At 67.5% G+C, this 13,828-nt stretch carries 13 protein-coding genes; 6 read left to right on the top strand and 7 right to left on the bottom strand.

Features of this window, described 5'->3' with window-relative positions:
- Window positions 1-8: 8 nt before the first annotated feature.
- The 5 genes from AC1DW0_RS19095 to AC1DW0_RS19075 all read right to left on the bottom strand — a co-directional run bounded on the left by AC1DW0_RS19095 (window position 9) and on the right by AC1DW0_RS19075 (window position 5,278).
- Window positions 9-542 carry a hypothetical protein gene (locus AC1DW0_RS19095; protein ID WP_457321344.1) on the bottom strand — a complete coding sequence of 178 codons (534 nt, stop codon included), beginning with the start codon at window positions 540-542 and terminating at the stop codon, window positions 9-11.
- 54 nt (window positions 543-596) lie between these two features.
- Entirely contained in the window at window positions 597-2,270 is a 1,674-nt protein-coding gene (locus AC1DW0_RS19090; protein WP_056200502.1) for a long-chain-fatty-acid--CoA ligase, read from the bottom strand.
- Between the two features lie 100 nt (window positions 2,271-2,370).
- Complete coding sequence (locus AC1DW0_RS19085; protein ID WP_056200505.1) at window positions 2,371-3,846, bottom strand: NAD(P)(+) transhydrogenase (Re/Si-specific) subunit beta; 1,476 nt, start codon at window positions 3,844-3,846, stop codon at window positions 2,371-2,373.
- On the bottom strand, window positions 3,843-4,160 hold the full coding sequence (locus AC1DW0_RS19080; protein WP_056200508.1) for an NAD(P) transhydrogenase subunit alpha part 2: 318 nt from the start codon (window positions 4,158-4,160) through the stop codon (window positions 3,843-3,845). Before AC1DW0_RS19080 ends, AC1DW0_RS19085 begins: the two co-directional genes overlap by 4 nt.
- A 2-nt stretch (window positions 4,161-4,162) precedes the next feature.
- A complete protein-coding gene (locus AC1DW0_RS19075; protein ID WP_457389823.1) occupies window positions 4,163-5,278 on the bottom strand; it encodes a Re/Si-specific NAD(P)(+) transhydrogenase subunit alpha in 1,116 nt (371 codons plus the stop codon).
- 82 nt (window positions 5,279-5,360) lie between these two features.
- Here AC1DW0_RS19075 and AC1DW0_RS19070 point away from each other — a divergent pair, with 82 nt between their 5' ends.
- From AC1DW0_RS19070 to AC1DW0_RS19050, 5 genes are read left to right on the top strand one after another with little or no spacing between them, the layout of a single operon-like run.
- Window positions 5,361-5,858: an NUDIX domain-containing protein gene (locus AC1DW0_RS19070; protein ID WP_056200515.1), complete on the top strand. Its 498-nt coding sequence runs from the start codon at window positions 5,361-5,363 to the stop codon at window positions 5,856-5,858.
- Between the two features lie 12 nt (window positions 5,859-5,870).
- Window positions 5,871-6,572: a 2OG-Fe(II) oxygenase gene (locus tag AC1DW0_RS19065; RefSeq protein ID WP_457389825.1), complete on the top strand. Its 702-nt coding sequence runs from the start codon at window positions 5,871-5,873 to the stop codon at window positions 6,570-6,572.
- 24 nt (window positions 6,573-6,596) lie between these two features.
- Window positions 6,597-7,730 (top strand): tRNA 2-thiouridine(34) synthase MnmA, encoded by a 1,134-nt coding sequence (gene mnmA, locus AC1DW0_RS19060; RefSeq protein WP_457352312.1) that lies wholly within the window; start codon window positions 6,597-6,599, stop codon window positions 7,728-7,730.
- Complete coding sequence (locus AC1DW0_RS19055; protein WP_056200524.1) at window positions 7,727-8,956, top strand: sensor histidine kinase; 1,230 nt, start codon at window positions 7,727-7,729, stop codon at window positions 8,954-8,956. Before mnmA ends, AC1DW0_RS19055 begins: the two co-directional genes overlap by 4 nt.
- Window positions 8,938-9,600: a response regulator transcription factor gene (locus tag AC1DW0_RS19050; RefSeq protein ID WP_200955311.1), complete on the top strand. Its 663-nt coding sequence runs from the start codon at window positions 8,938-8,940 to the stop codon at window positions 9,598-9,600. The genes AC1DW0_RS19055 and AC1DW0_RS19050 overlap by 19 nt, the downstream gene beginning before the upstream one ends.
- Here AC1DW0_RS19050 and AC1DW0_RS19045 read toward each other — a convergent pair.
- The gene (locus tag AC1DW0_RS19045; RefSeq protein ID WP_457352309.1) at window positions 9,578-10,090 is read right to left on the bottom strand and encodes a CAP domain-containing protein; all 513 of its coding nucleotides are present in this window, start codon (window positions 10,088-10,090) and stop codon (window positions 9,578-9,580) included. The two genes, AC1DW0_RS19050 and AC1DW0_RS19045, sit on opposite strands and share 23 nt — an antisense overlap.
- Before the next feature lie 51 nt (window positions 10,091-10,141).
- Here AC1DW0_RS19045 and AC1DW0_RS19040 point away from each other — a divergent pair, with 51 nt between their 5' ends.
- The gene (locus AC1DW0_RS19040; protein ID WP_457352307.1) at window positions 10,142-10,561 is read left to right on the top strand and encodes a hypothetical protein; all 420 of its coding nucleotides are present in this window, start codon (window positions 10,142-10,144) and stop codon (window positions 10,559-10,561) included.
- Window positions 10,562-10,640: 79 nt separating this feature from the next.
- Here the strand turns inward: AC1DW0_RS19040 and AC1DW0_RS19035 are convergent, their stop codons facing one another.
- On the bottom strand, window positions 10,641-13,799 hold the full coding sequence (locus AC1DW0_RS19035) for a S8 family serine peptidase (protein WP_457352305.1): 3,159 nt from the start codon (window positions 13,797-13,799) through the stop codon (window positions 10,641-10,643).
- Window positions 13,800-13,828: the final 29 nt, after the last annotated feature.

Raw genomic sequence — 13,828 nt, 5'->3', positions numbered from 1 at the left:
CGCCAGTATCAGCGCAGGCCGAGGGCGTCGCGCACGGCCGCCGCGGCGGCCTCGCCCTTGGCTTTCTGCACGCGCTCGACGAGCTGCAGGGCGAGGGCTTGCAGCGCAGACAGGCTGTCGGCACGCTCGACCTCGAGCGCGAAGGCATAGCCCTTGAAGGGGCCGAGCAGCTTGGTCGCCTCACCGCTCAGATAGGTGTACAGGGCCGCGCGGTCGAGCAGCGGCGAGCCGCCGGCCGGCATCGAGGGCGCAGGGGCGGCCGCAGATGCAGCGGGTGCGGGGCTGGCCGCCACCGGCGCCGCTGGTGTCGGGGCGGCAGCGCGCGGCTGGCCACCTGCACTCTGGGATGCAATCAGCCCATGCTGGCTCAGCATCTCGAGGTCGGCCTCGCTCGCGCCAGCGACGAGGCGCAGCCAATCACTGGCCGCTTTGCTCGCGTCCAGTACGAGCAGCAGGTTGCGCGCGGTGCGAGACAGCGGCAAAGTCCGCGCGCGGATCTCGGCGCGGCCGGCATCGGTTTTGGAATACAACAGGTCGAGCACGTTATCGGGCCTCGCCCACGATCGGCGTCACCGCTCGCAAGCCATGGGAAAGCATCAGCTCTTGTCCCGCAATTCCCTGCGCAGGATCTTGCCCACGGGCGTCTTGGGCAGTTCGGTGCGGAACTCAACAATCTTCGGGCGTTTGTAGCCGGTCAGGTTGGCTTCGCAATACGCACGAACGTCAGCTTCGGTGACATTCGGGTCTTTCTTCACGATGACGACCTTCACCGCCTCGCCGGCCTTGGCGTCTGGCACACCGACAGCGGCGCATTCAAGCACGCCGGGCATCTGCGTGATGACGTCCTCCACCTCGTTCGGATACACATTGAAGCCGCTGACCAGGATCATGTCCTTCTTGCGGTCCACGATCTTGAAATAACCCCGTTCATCGACGGTGCCGATGTCGCCGGTGCGGAAATAGCCGTCGGCCGTCATGACCTTGGCGGTTTCATCCGGGCGCTGCCAGTAGCCGGCCATGACCTGCGGGCCGCGGATGGCGATCTCGCCGGGCTGGCCCATCGGCACCTCATTGCCGTCGTCGTCCAGCAGTTGCAGCTCGGTCAGCGGCATTGGCAGGCCGATGGTGCCGCTGTAGGCGGTGCTGTCGGTCGGGTTGCAGGTGGCCGACGGGGAGGTTTCGGACAGGCCATAGCCCTCGACGATGGGGCAGCCGGTCTTGTCCAGCCACAGCTTGGCGGTGGCCTGCTGCACGGCCATGCCGCCGCCCACCGAGATGACGAGACGGCTCCAGTCCACCGTGCTGAACTCGGGGTGGTTGGCCATCGCCATGAAGAGGGTGTTGACGGCCGGGAAGCTGTGGAAGCGGTGTTGGGACAGCTCCTTGAACACGGCCGGCAAGTCACGCGGATTCGGGATCAACACGTTGGCGCCGCCCATGTGCATGGACAGCATCATGTTCGTGTTGAAACCGAAGATGTGATAAATCGGCAGCGCGCAGATGGTGACGACCTGCTCGCCCTTGGGCACCTTCTTCAGCGCCGGCTGGTACCAGGCTTCGCTTTGCAGGATGTTGGCGACGAGGTTGCGGTGCAGCAGCACGGCGCCCTTGGATACGCCGGTGGTGCCGCCGGTGTACTGCAGCACGGCGATGTCGTCCGCGCCCAGCTTGGGCGCCTTGTAGGTCAGGCTGCGGCCCTTGGCGACGGCGTCGTTGAAGCGCACGGCACCGGGCAGGTCGAAGGCCGGCACCATCTTCTTCACCTTGCGCACGACGTAGTTGACGATCATGCCCTTGGCAAAGCCCAGCATGTCGCCCATGGCCGCCAGGATGACGTGCTTGGTCGGCACGTTCTTGATGACCTGCTGCAGCACCGAGGCGAAGTTCTCGATGATGACGATGGCCTTGGCGCCCGAGTCCTTGAGCTGGTGCTCCAGCTCGCGCGGCGTGTACAGCGGGTTGACGTTGACGACCACATAACCCGCCCGTAGCACGGCAGCCACGGCCACCGGGTACTGGAACAGGTTGGGCATCATCAGCGCGACGCGGTCGCCCTTCTCCAGGCCCAGGCTCTGCAGATAGGCGGCCAGCGCGCGCGAGGCCTCGTCCACCTGCGCGAAGCTCAGGCTCTTGCCCATCATCAGATAGGCGGGCTGGGCGGCATTCTTCTTGAACGAGGTGTCCAGCAGGTCGACCAGGCTGGGATAGAGCGACACATTGACGTCGCGCGGCACGGCGGCCGGGTATTGCTTCAGCCAGATCGGCTCCATGCCTTGTCTCCTTCTTTTGTTGCGGCGATTCTGACCGATAGCTGACAGCGGACGGCTCAGGGGATTCGATAGCGCTCTTTGGGGGCGCCTTCTGCTCGGGCTATTCGACGGCCTTGAGCATGTCCTCGACCACCTTCTTCGCGTCGCCGAAGACCATCATGGTCTTGTCCATGTAGAAGAGCTCGTTGTCCAGGCCCGCATAGCCCGCCGCCATTGAGCGCTTGTTGACGATGATGGTCTTGGCCTTGTAGGCCTCGAGGATGGGCATGCCGTAGATGGCGCTGCCCTTCACATGGGCGGCGGGGTTCACGACGTCGTTGGCGCCCAGGATGATGGCCACGTCGACCTGGCCGAACTCGCCGTTGATGTCTTCCATCTCGAAGACCTGGTCGTAGGGCACCTCGGCCTCGGCCAGCAGCACGTTCATATGGCCCGGCATGCGGCCCGCCACCGGGTGGATGGCGTACTTGACGGTGATGCCCTTCTCGGTGAGCTTGGCGGCCAGTTCCTTCACTGCATGCTGGGCGCGCGCCACGGCCAGGCCGTAGCCCGGCACGATGACGACGCTCTCGGCATTGCCGAGCACGAAGGCCGCGTCGTCGGCGCTGCCGCTCTTGACCGGGCGTGCCTTGCCATCACCCACCGCGGCCGTGCCGGCCTCGCCGCCGAAGCCGCCCAGGATCACGTTGAAGAACGAGCGGTTCATCGCCTTGCACATGATGTAGCTCAGGATCGCGCCCGAACTGCCCACCAGCGAACCGGCAATGATCAGCATCGCGTTGTTCAGGCTGAAGCCGATGCCCGCCGCCGCCCAGCCGGAGTAGCTGTTCAGCATGGACACGACGACCGGCATGTCCGCCCCGCCGATCGGGATGATCAGCAGCACGCCCAGCAGGAAGCCCAGCGCCACGATCAGACCGAAGTCGATGGGCGACTGCGAATGCCAGAAGCCAAACACGAAGAAGACCGACGCCAGGCCCAGCACGGCGTTCAGCGCATGTTGGCCCTTGAACGTGACCGGGGCGCCCTGGAACAGGCGGAACTTTGATCCGCCCGACAGCTTGCCCCAGGCGATGACCGACCCAGTGAAGGTGATGGCGCCAATGAAGGCGCCCAGGGCCAGTTCGATGCGGTTGCCGCCCGGGATGGGCGCCAGCGTGCGCGGGGCCACGCCATCCTCCGGCGGGATGGCGGCCAGGGCCGCATCCATGGCCGGCGTGATGCCGAAGGCCGCGGGCTCTGCGACCGCCGCCACCGCGATGGCCACGGCCGCCAAGCCGATCATGCTGTGAAAGAAGGCGACCAGCTCGGGCATCTTGGTCATCTCGACCGTCTTGGCCCGCCAGGCACCGTAGCCGCCGCCGACGACCAGGCCCAGCAGCACCCACGCTAAGCCCAGGCCCGAGCCGGCCAGCTTGACGATGAGGGCCGCTGTCGTGAGCACGGCGATGGCCATGCCGACCATGCCGAAGAGATTGCCGCGGATGGACGTCGTCGGGTGCGACAGGCCCTTGAGCGCCTGGATGAAGCAGACGCTGGCGATCAGGTAGAGCAACGTGACGAGATTGAGGCTCATTGCTTGGCCTCCACGTTGGTCTTCTTTTCCTTCTTCTTGAACATCTCCAGCATCCTGCGCGTGACGAGGAAGCCGCCAAAGATGTTGACCGCGGCCAGCGCCACGGCCAGCACGCCCATGCCCTTGGCAAACGGCGTCTCAGTCAGCGCCGCGGCCATCATGGCGCCGACGATGACGATGGCCGAGATCGCGTTGGTGACGGCCATCAGCGGCGTGTGCAGCGCGGGCGTCACCGTCCAGACGACGTGGTAGCCCACGTAGATGGCCAGCACGAAGATGATCAGGTTGATGATGGTGTGGTCAACGATTTCCATGGTCATGCCCTCGTGACTTGGCCGTCTTGCGTGACGCGGCAGGCCGCGACGATGTCGTCATCCAAAGGCACGTTGAAGGTGCCTTCCTTGGTGATGACGAGCTTCAGGAAGTCCAGCACGTTGCGCGCGTACAGCGCCGACGCGTCGGCCGCCACAAGGGCCGGCAGATTGGTCTCGCCGACGATGACGACGCCGTACTTGGTGACCGTCTTGCCAGCTTCCGTCAGCGGGCAGTTGCCGCCCGCGGGTGCGGCGATGTCAACGATGACCGAGCCGGGCTTCATGGCCTTGACCATGTCCTCGGTGACCAGCACCGGCGCCGCGCGGCCGGGGATCAGCGCCGTCGTGACGACGATGTCGGCCGCTGCCACGCGCTTGGCGACCTCGGCCTTCTGCCGGTCCAGCCAGCTCTGCGGCATCGGCCGTGCGTAGCCGCCCACGCCCTCGGCCGCTTCCTTTTCCTCGGCCGTCTCGTAGGGCACGTCGATGAATTTGCCGCCCAGCGACTCGACCTGCTCCTTCACCGAAGGCCGCACATCGCTGGCCTCGATGACGGCGCCCAGGCGCTTGGCCGTCGCAATCGCCTGCAGGCCCGCGACACCGACGCCGAGGATGACGACGCGCGCCGCCTTCACGGTGCCGGCCGCCGTCATCAGCATCGGGAAGAAGCGCTGGTAGCGGTCCGCCGCGATCATGACGGCCTTGTAGCCGGCGATGTTGGCCTGGGACGAGAGCACGTCCATGCTCTGAGCGCGCGTCGTGCGCGGTGCGGCTTCCAGCGCAAAGCTGGTCAGGCCCGCACCGGCCATGGCCGTGAGGCCGTCGCGGTCGAAGGGGTTGAGCATGCCGACCAGGGCCGTGCCGGGTTTCATCAGCGGCAGTTCGTCGGCGCCGGGAGCGCGCACCTTCAGCACCAGTTCGCTGCCAAGGGCCGCGGCCTGGTCGACGATCTCGCAGCCCACGGCTTCGTAGGCTGCATCTGTGACGCTGGCCGCGACGCCAGCGCCTGATTCGATGCGCAGTGTGTGGCCGGCGGCCTTCAGCTTCTTGGCCGTCTCTGGCGTCACAGCCACACGGGTCTCTCCGGCCGCGCGTTCGCGCGGTACGCCGATCTGCATGGGTTCTCCTCCGGGGAACGGGGTCGCGGCAGCTTACACAATGCTTGCGCCACCCCAGTGCGGGATTTCGATTGGAGGTTTCATGACTGCCACAGACCGGTTTCGTCCCAGCGTCACTGTCGCCGCGGTGATTGCCCGCGCCGGGCGCTATCTGCTGGTTGAGGAAGAGACGCCCGAGGGTTTGATGCTGAACAACCCGGCAGGCCATCTGGAGCTGGGCGAAAGCGCCATCGAGGCCGTCGTGCGCGAGGCGCTGGAGGAAACGATGCGCGCCTTCGTGCCCGAGTCATTTCTGGGCGTCTACATGGCCCGATTCGTGCGGCCGGCGCGATTAGAGGATGTCACCTATGTGCGGCTGGCCTTCAGCGGCTCGGTCGGCGAGGAGATCGCCGGGCGCGCGCTGGACGAGGGCATACGCCGCACGCTGTGGATGAGCGAGGCCGAGCTGGCCGCCTGCGAGGACCGGCACCGCAGCCCGCTGGTGCTGCAGTGCGTGCGCGACCACGCGGCCGGGCGGCGGCTGCCGCTGGAGACGGTGTTCAACCATGTGTCGCTGCAAGCGCCGCTGCTGAAGGGCTGAAAATCCCGCGCCATGACGACCCCTGACTTCATCGAGCTCTACGACCAGGCGCTCAGTCCCGACGCCTGCCGCGCGCTCGTCGAGCGCTTCAAGGCCAGCACCCGCGTCCAGCGGGGCGAGACCGGCAGCGGCGTCGATGTCAGCATGAAGGACAGCTGGGACATCGCCATCAGCCGCCACCCCGAGTGGGCCGATGCCTGCGCCCAGCTCAACGACGCCGTCATCCAGGGCTTCAAGCACTATCTGCGCCGCTATGCCCATCTGGCGCTGGCACCGTTGAAGCTGCAGATGCAACGGCCCGATGGCAGCCAAGCCATGCTGGATGCCGACGGCGCCGCTGCGCTGAGCGACGAGCTGCTGATGGGCCTGATCGCCAAGGTCTTCCGCCCCGGCGCCATCAATCTGCAGCGCTACCAGGCCGACCAGGGCGGCTACCCCTACTGGCACTGCGAGCAATACCCCAGGCTTGACCAGGGCGAGGCGCTGCACCGCGCGGTGCTGTGGACGATCTACCTGAACGACGACTTCGCCGAGGGCGAGACGGAATTCCTCTACCAGGGCCGCAAGATCGTGCCGCGCACCGGCAGCCTGCTGATCGCGCCGGGCGGCTTCACGCACACCCATCGTGGCAACCGGCCCAAGGGCGGGGACAAGTACATCGCCACAAGCTGGGTGCTCTACCAGCGCGCTGAAAGCCTGTTTGCCCAAGGCTGAAGGAGCCTTTGGGACAATCGCCCCATGAGTTCCGCAGAAAAGAAACACCGAGCTAAACATCGAGTGGTGGTCGGCCTGTCCGGCGGCGTGGACTCGGCCGTGACCGCCCACCTGCTGAAACAGCAAGGCCATGAGGTCATCGGCATCTTCATGAAGAACTGGGAAGACGATGACGATGACGAGTACTGCTCGACACGCCAGGACTTCCTGGACGCCGCCTCGGTGGCCGATGTGCTGGGCATCGAGATCGAGCACGTCAACTTCGCCGCCGAGTACAAGGACCGCGTTTTCGAGAGCTTTCTGCGCGAGTACCAGGCCGGCCGCACGCCCAACCCCGATGTACTGTGCAATGCCGAGATCAAGTTCAAGGCGTTTCTGGACCACGCGATGCGGCTTGGTGCCGAAAAGATCGCGACCGGGCATTACGCCCGCGTTCGAGAAGTGGATGGCGAGTTCCAGCTCCTCAAGGGCCTGGACCCGCTGAAGGACCAGAGCTATTTCCTGCATCGCCTGTCGCAGGCGCAGCTCAGCAAGACGATGTTCCCGGTCGGCGACCTGCCCAAGACCGAGGTGCGGCGCATTGCCGCCGAGATCGCGTTGCCCAATGCGAAGAAGAAGGACTCGACCGGCATCTGCTTCATCGGCGAGCGGCCCTTCCGCGAGTTCCTGAACAAATACCTGTCGCACCAGCCGGGGCCCATCAAGGACGAGCGGGGCCGCAAGCTCGGCGAACACGTCGGCCTGAGCTTCTACACGCTGGGCCAGCGCCAGGGCCTGGGCATCGGCGGCGTGAAGGAAAAAGGGACGCCGCGCGGCGGTGGCGAGCACGAGCCCTGGTTCGTGGCGGCCAAGGACATTCCCAGCAACACGCTCATCGTCGTGCAAGGCCACGGCCACCCGCTGCTGCAAAGCCCGGCCCTGGTCGCTGATGACCTGAGCTGGGTCGCAGGGCGCGCGCCGTCCACCGGCGAAGCGGCGGCCAAGACGCGTTATCGCCAGGCCGATGCACCCTGCAGCGTGGGCTTCGACGCGGGTGGCCACCTGACGCTGCGCTTCCCCGACCCGCAATGGGCCGTCACGCCCGGGCAGAGCGCCGTGGTTTACGACGGCGACGTGTGCCTGGGCGGCGGCGTCATCTCGGCCGCCCTCCCGGAATGACGAAGTTCGACCGCCTGCTCGCCCGCCTGGCCGAGCCGGGCGTCGTGCTGCGCCTGGCGGCGCTGGTGGTCTGCGCGATGGAGCTGGTCAGTGCCGGCTCGGCGCTGCTGGGTGCGCGCACCGAGCCCTACGACGGCCTGGTCGCCTGGCTCTGGCGCCAGCTCGGTGGTGATGTCAACGACCGCAGCCTCGTCGTCATCTGCGTGCTGCTGCTGGTGGCCTTCGTCGCCCTGATCTTCCGGCTGGCTCGCCAGGGCCAAACGGCGCTGCCGGTGAACCAGCGCCTGGCTTGGCTGCTGCTTGTCGACCTGCTGGCCTTCGGCGTGACGCCGGGCCTGCCCTTCCTCGTCACGGCGCTGGGCGCCGTCGTGCTGCCGGCACGGCTGGCCCTGGGTTTTGCGACCGCCCAGGTGTTGCTGAACACCGGCATCTACGTGTACGCGTCGACGACGGCCTGGCTGGACCAATTCGGCATGCTGTTCGCCATGCTGGCCCTGCACGGCCTGGCCTTTGGTCTCGGGCGCATGGCCGCGGCCGAGGGCGAGAAGCGCCGTTGGTTGCAGGCCGTGCTGGCAGAGCAGATGTCGGGCGAGCACCTGCTGGCCGAACAGATGCGCTACAACGAGCGCATGCAGATCGCCCGCGAGCTGCACGACCTGATGGGCCACCACCTGACGGCACTCAACCTGCAGTTGCAGCTCGGTGGCGCCCTGCTGGCGCGCGAAGACACCTCGGGCGCGGGCCAGGCGATGGGGCGCGCCGAGGGCGTGGCCGCGCAGTTGCTGGCGGACGTGCGCGAGGCCGTGTCGCAGCAGCGCAGCTCGCAGCGCATCGACCTGTCCGCCGCGCTGCAGGCCCTGGCCGAGGGCATTGCCAGCATGCGCATCGAGCTGACGCTGGACGACGCCGCCCGCGATCTCGGTCCGCGGGCAGCCCACGCGCTGCTGCGCTGCGTACAGGAAGGCGTGACCAACAGCGTGCGCCACGCCGGCGCGCGTCGCGTGCAGGTGGAGCTGCGCGGGCTAGGGGAAGGACGGGATGAGGTCACCGTCAGCATCGACGATGATGGGCGAGGCGCGCCGAACTGGCAGACCGGCCGTGCCGAGGGCTTTGGCAATGGCCTCTCGGGCATGGCCGAGCGCATGACCGAGCTGGGTGGGCAGATGTGCGTGACGCGCACCAGCCCGGGATTTCGAATCGAGTTGAGATGTCCACGATGGGTGTGATCAAGATCCTGCTGGTCGAGGACCAGCAACTGGTGCGTGAAGGCCTCAAGGGGTTGCTCGCGCTGCACGACGAGCTCAAGGTCGTCGGCGAGGCCAGCGACGGCGCCGAAGCGCTCGAATGGCTGTCCGCCGCCCCCGCCGACGACATGCCCGATGTCATCCTGTCCGACATGCGCATGCCGCGCCTGGACGGCATCGGCCTGATCCGCGCGCTGGCCGCGCGGGCCCTGCGGCTGCCGACCGTCCTGCTGACCACCTTCGACGACACGGCCGCCTTCGACGAAGCCGTGCGCGCCGGCGCCCGCGGCTTCCTGCTCAAGGCCATCAGCCCCGAGACGCTGGCCCAGGCCCTGCGCGACGTGCACGGCGGCGGCACCGCGCTGCGGCCGTCTCTCACCACACGCATGGAAGCCAAGGGTGGCGAGCGCGCCTTCACCGCGGCCGATCATCCCGATCCGCTTTCACCGAAGGAGCTGCAGGTGCTGCGCCTGGTGGCCAGCGGCCGCAGCAACACGGAGATCGCCGGCCTGCTTGGTAACAGCGAAGGCGTCATCAAGAACCACTGCTCGGCCATCTTCTCCAAGATGGGCGTGAGGGACCGCACACAGGCGGTGCTGCGCGCTATCGATCTGGGCTGGATTTAGGTCGCGTGGCGGGTGCTGCGAGATGCAGCACCCAGTAGCGCTGCAGCCGCCCCGGCCCTGTCACGCAGGCCAGGCCGAACTCCTGGAAGTCAACCGCCATCAGGTTCTCGCAATGCGCCGGGCTGGCCAGCCATTGCGCCATGGCCTCGTCCAGGGTTTCCGGCCCGCCAGCCAGGTTCTCGCCGGCCGAGCGCATCAGATAGCCCGCCTCGCGCAGCCGCGTGCGCAGTGAGGTGCCTGCGGCGCCGACATGGTCGATGCGGTCGCGGGCGGCCAGTTCCTTGGCGTAGCGGCGGGCTGATTCCGCCAGCACGGGGCTGGCGCGCAGGGCTGCCACGGCGGGCCAGAGGCGCTCGCCGCAGGCCTGAGGCTGGGCGCGCAAGGCGTTCAGCACGGCCTGGACTGCAGCGGCGTCGGGCTGGCAGCTCTCCTGGGCTGCGGCAGGCGCCAGGCCAGCCAGGCCGAGCAACAGAGGCAACAAGGCTCGCATGGCGGCATCCTAGTTGTTGCCAAGCGTCCACGCGAAGCCCACCATGGGGGCATGAAACCCCACCGACTGCTCGCCCCCCTGCTCGCCTGGGCCACTCTCGCCAGCTGCGCCCAGACGCCCCCCGCGGCCCCGGCTGCCTCCGCCGCAGCCGCCCCCGCTGAAGCCGAATCGGTCCGCCTCGGTCGCGAACTACGGGCGCTGATCGGCCCAGCAGCCTGTACGGCGAATTCGCAATGCCGTACGGTGGCCGTCGGCGCCAAGGCCTGCGGCGGGCCGGCCGGCTATCTGGCCTGGTCCACCGTGGGCACCGACGCCGAACGCCTGGCCGCCCTGGCCGCGCGCCAGGCCCAGGCGCACAAACGCGAAATCGAGGCCAGCGGCATGCACTCGAACTGCGCCATGGTGGCCGACCCGGGCGCGGCCTGCGTGGCAACGCGCTGCGAGCTGGCGACGCCCCAAAGTGCCCGCTGACCCAATAAAAAAGCCGCAGACCTGACCGGTCTGCGGCTTTGCATCGTCCGGCCGCCAGGGCGGCCGGGAGGCGACGTGCTTACTGAGCGGCGGCGCTTTCGACCAGCTTGGCCGGCACGGTGGTGGGCTCGTTGAGCACCGGCACGCTGCCGTCGGTCGAGACACGCACAGTCGTCGTGGTTTGAGCCACGCCAGCCAGATCCAGCAACTGGAAGGCACCCAGGTAGCGCTTGCCCGTGGCCAGACCCGACCAGGTCAGGGCGACGCTGGCGGTGCTGCCGGCATAGACCTGCGAGGGCACGGCGACCTTCAAGCCAGCACCTTCGCCCGGGCTGACGATCCAGCTGGACAGCGAGTGCGTCATGGCAGCGGCGCCGCCGTAGGCGACCACGCAGACCTTGTAGGTACCCGCGACCGGATTCGTCACCTGCACCGTCTCGTTGGAGCCGTCGTTGCCCGAGTACACCGAGGTGGTGTTGTTCGGATAGAGCAGCATCAGGTCGTTGTCGTCGCCGGCAGTACCGACGTCGGCATCACGCAGGCCGAAGCGAGCCACCATGGCACCGGCAGGCACGCTGAAGCTGTAGACCTTGACATTGGCCGTGTCGACACCGGCCTGGCAGATGGCCTTCAGCGCCGCACTGCCCGTCGCCTGGGGCGCCAGCGTGGCCGGGCTGCCCATCGTCACTTCCTTCATGCCGCCCTGCTTCAGGCCCATGCGGCCACTGAAGCCGGTCTTGGCCGTCATCAGGCGGGTGCCGGAAACGGTGGTGCCGGTGATGTCCGACAGGGTCGAGATGGGCTTGCCCACCTTGGCCTGGATCGGGGCGCGCACGCTGTGGCCGCCGGCGCCGTCACTCCAGACCAGCTGGCCATAGTTCCAGACACCTTCGGCAGCCGTCGTCGCGGTCAGCTTGACCGTGAAGGAAGCGGAAGCACCCGGAGCCAGCGTGAGGGAGGAAGGCGTCACGACGGTCGTGAAGCCCGGCACGCTGGCAGCAGCGGTGTAGGTGGCACTCGCCGTACCGACGTTGGTGACGTTGCGCGGGAAGGTGACACTGCCGATGACGGTGCCTGCTGTCAGGGACGGCAGGTTCAGATCGGAGGTCTCGGCGAGCGTGCCAATCGTCGTGCAGTCGGTGGCCGGCAGCACGGCCGGCTTGTTCACCTTGCACTGGTACTTGACCCAGTCGTTCTTGCCGGCGTTGTAGACCAGGCCGGGGTCGGTCGCCTTGTTCGGGTTGATGTGGCCCGAGCCCTGCGACCAGGGCAACAGGCCGTTGGACAGACCGGCAAGGCCGTCGTTCAGCGTCGAGTAGGTGGTGGTCATCAGCGCCGACTTGATGGCGCCGGGGCCCCAGGTCGGGTGCGCCTGCTTGAGCAGCAGCGCGACACCCGCCACGTGCGGGCTGGACATGGACGTGCCTTGGTAGGACGCCCATGCCGGTCCGGGCACCAGCGTGCCAGCGGCGACGGCGTCGCGATCGGCCTGGTTCAGGCCCGGTGTCACCTGGGCAATGACGTCCACGCCAGGTGCCGTCAGGTCGGGCTTGAGGACGTTGCTGTCACCCGCGTTCGGGCCACGCGACGAGAAGTTGGCCATGATCGGCGCCGGAGCGGTGCCGATATAGAACTTGCTGAGGCTGGCGGTGGCGCCGGCCGTCTGGGCATAGGTCTTGATCGCGGCGCCGTCGGCGGTCGTGACGTGCACGGTCGGCACCGAATGGGCCTCGGCCACCAAGCCAGCGCCGTTGTCCTGCATGATCATGCCGACGCCACCGGCGTTCAGCACGGCCAGGCTCTTGTCGACGCGGGCGTTGTTGCCGCGCGTGCAGACCACGATCTTGCCGGCCACCTTGGCGGGGTCCAGCTCGAGCGGGTTGCTGAAGCACAGGTTCAGGTTGGCGCTGGCACCAGCGATGCCTGCGTCCTCGGCGCGGATGAGGGGCTGGCCGTTCACTTCGGCCAGGCTGTTCAGCGAGGCGCCGGTGTACTTGGCGGCATTGCCCAGCGTGGCGTCGCCCGAGAAGGCGCGGTCATGCGTGGAGGCGGCCACCGTCGTCAGCCAGGGGCTGAGGTGGGCGACGGCCTGGCCGGGGCCGCTGTTGCCGGCCGAAGCGGCGACGAAGACGCCAGCGATCGAGGCGCGGTAGAAGGCCTGCTCGACGGGGTCGTTGACCGTGGTCTGCGAGCCGCTGATCGAGTAGTTGATGACGTTGACGCCATCCGCCACGGCCTTGTCGATGGCGCCCACCAAGTCGGCAGTAAAGCAGCTGTTGCTGCTGCCGGTGCCGTCGGTGGCGGCCACGTCCACATAGGTGTAGCAGACCTTGTAGGCCGCCACGCGAGCGCGTGGCGCCATGCCGGAGGCCTGACCCAGGGCAAGGCCGTTGACGATGGCCGTGACGTTGGCGTTGCCTGCCGCCGTGGAGGCGGTGTGGTCACCGTGGCCGCCGTGGCCGGTCGCGCCGCCCAGGTCATCGCGGCCGGAGGCGAACGACGTCCAGTGCGGAGTCCGGCCGGTGGCGATGAAGCCCGCGTTGAAGTGCTGGATACCAATCAGCTTGTTGTTGCAATGCTTGGCGGGGTCGATGCCTTCGCCAGCCACGCAGCCACCGATATAGGTTGCAGGCTTGGGACCGTAGACCAGGGTGTCGGCCGGGTTGTTGCTCGGCACGCCGTTGGCATCGACACGGTCGAAGAAGGCGGGGTTCTCGGGCCAGATGCCCAGGTCGACGACGCCGATCACCAGGTTCTCGCCCTTGATCGCGGAGCCGCCGGCGGTCTGCGACCACAGGCCACCCGGGGCGGTCAGGCCCAGGAACTGGCTGGTGGAAATGGTGTCGAGCTTGCGGGCTTCGTCCTGCCACAGGCCGACGACCTGGCTGTTGGTGCTCAGCGAGCGGGCTTCGTCATCCGTCAGGCTGGCGGCAAAGCCGTTGAACACGGTCTTGTAGCTCGTCAGGACAGGCGCGTTGCCGACCGAGGCGATCACGTTGCTCTGCTGCTGGCCCAGGTAGCTGATGTAGGCCTGCACGGCAGCGCTGCCGTACTTGAAGGTTTCACCGGCTGCCGGTTGGGTGGCGGCCAGGCCTGACACCGTGCCCTGGTAAGAGGCAGCGGGTTCGTCCTTGAGCTGGACGATGTAGGTCTTGCGATCCTGCGCAAAGGAGCTTGTGGCCAAACCTGAGAGCAGAACCAGCGTCGCCAGTGCGGCGGGCTTGAGTTTCATCTTCATCAAAGAGTCCTTTCGATGCAAACGGCGGA

The organism is Roseateles sp. P4_D2 (assembly GCF_056401875.1).
The sequence above is the reverse complement of the archived record's forward strand: the minus strand, read 5'-3'. Positions and strand labels throughout refer to the sequence as shown.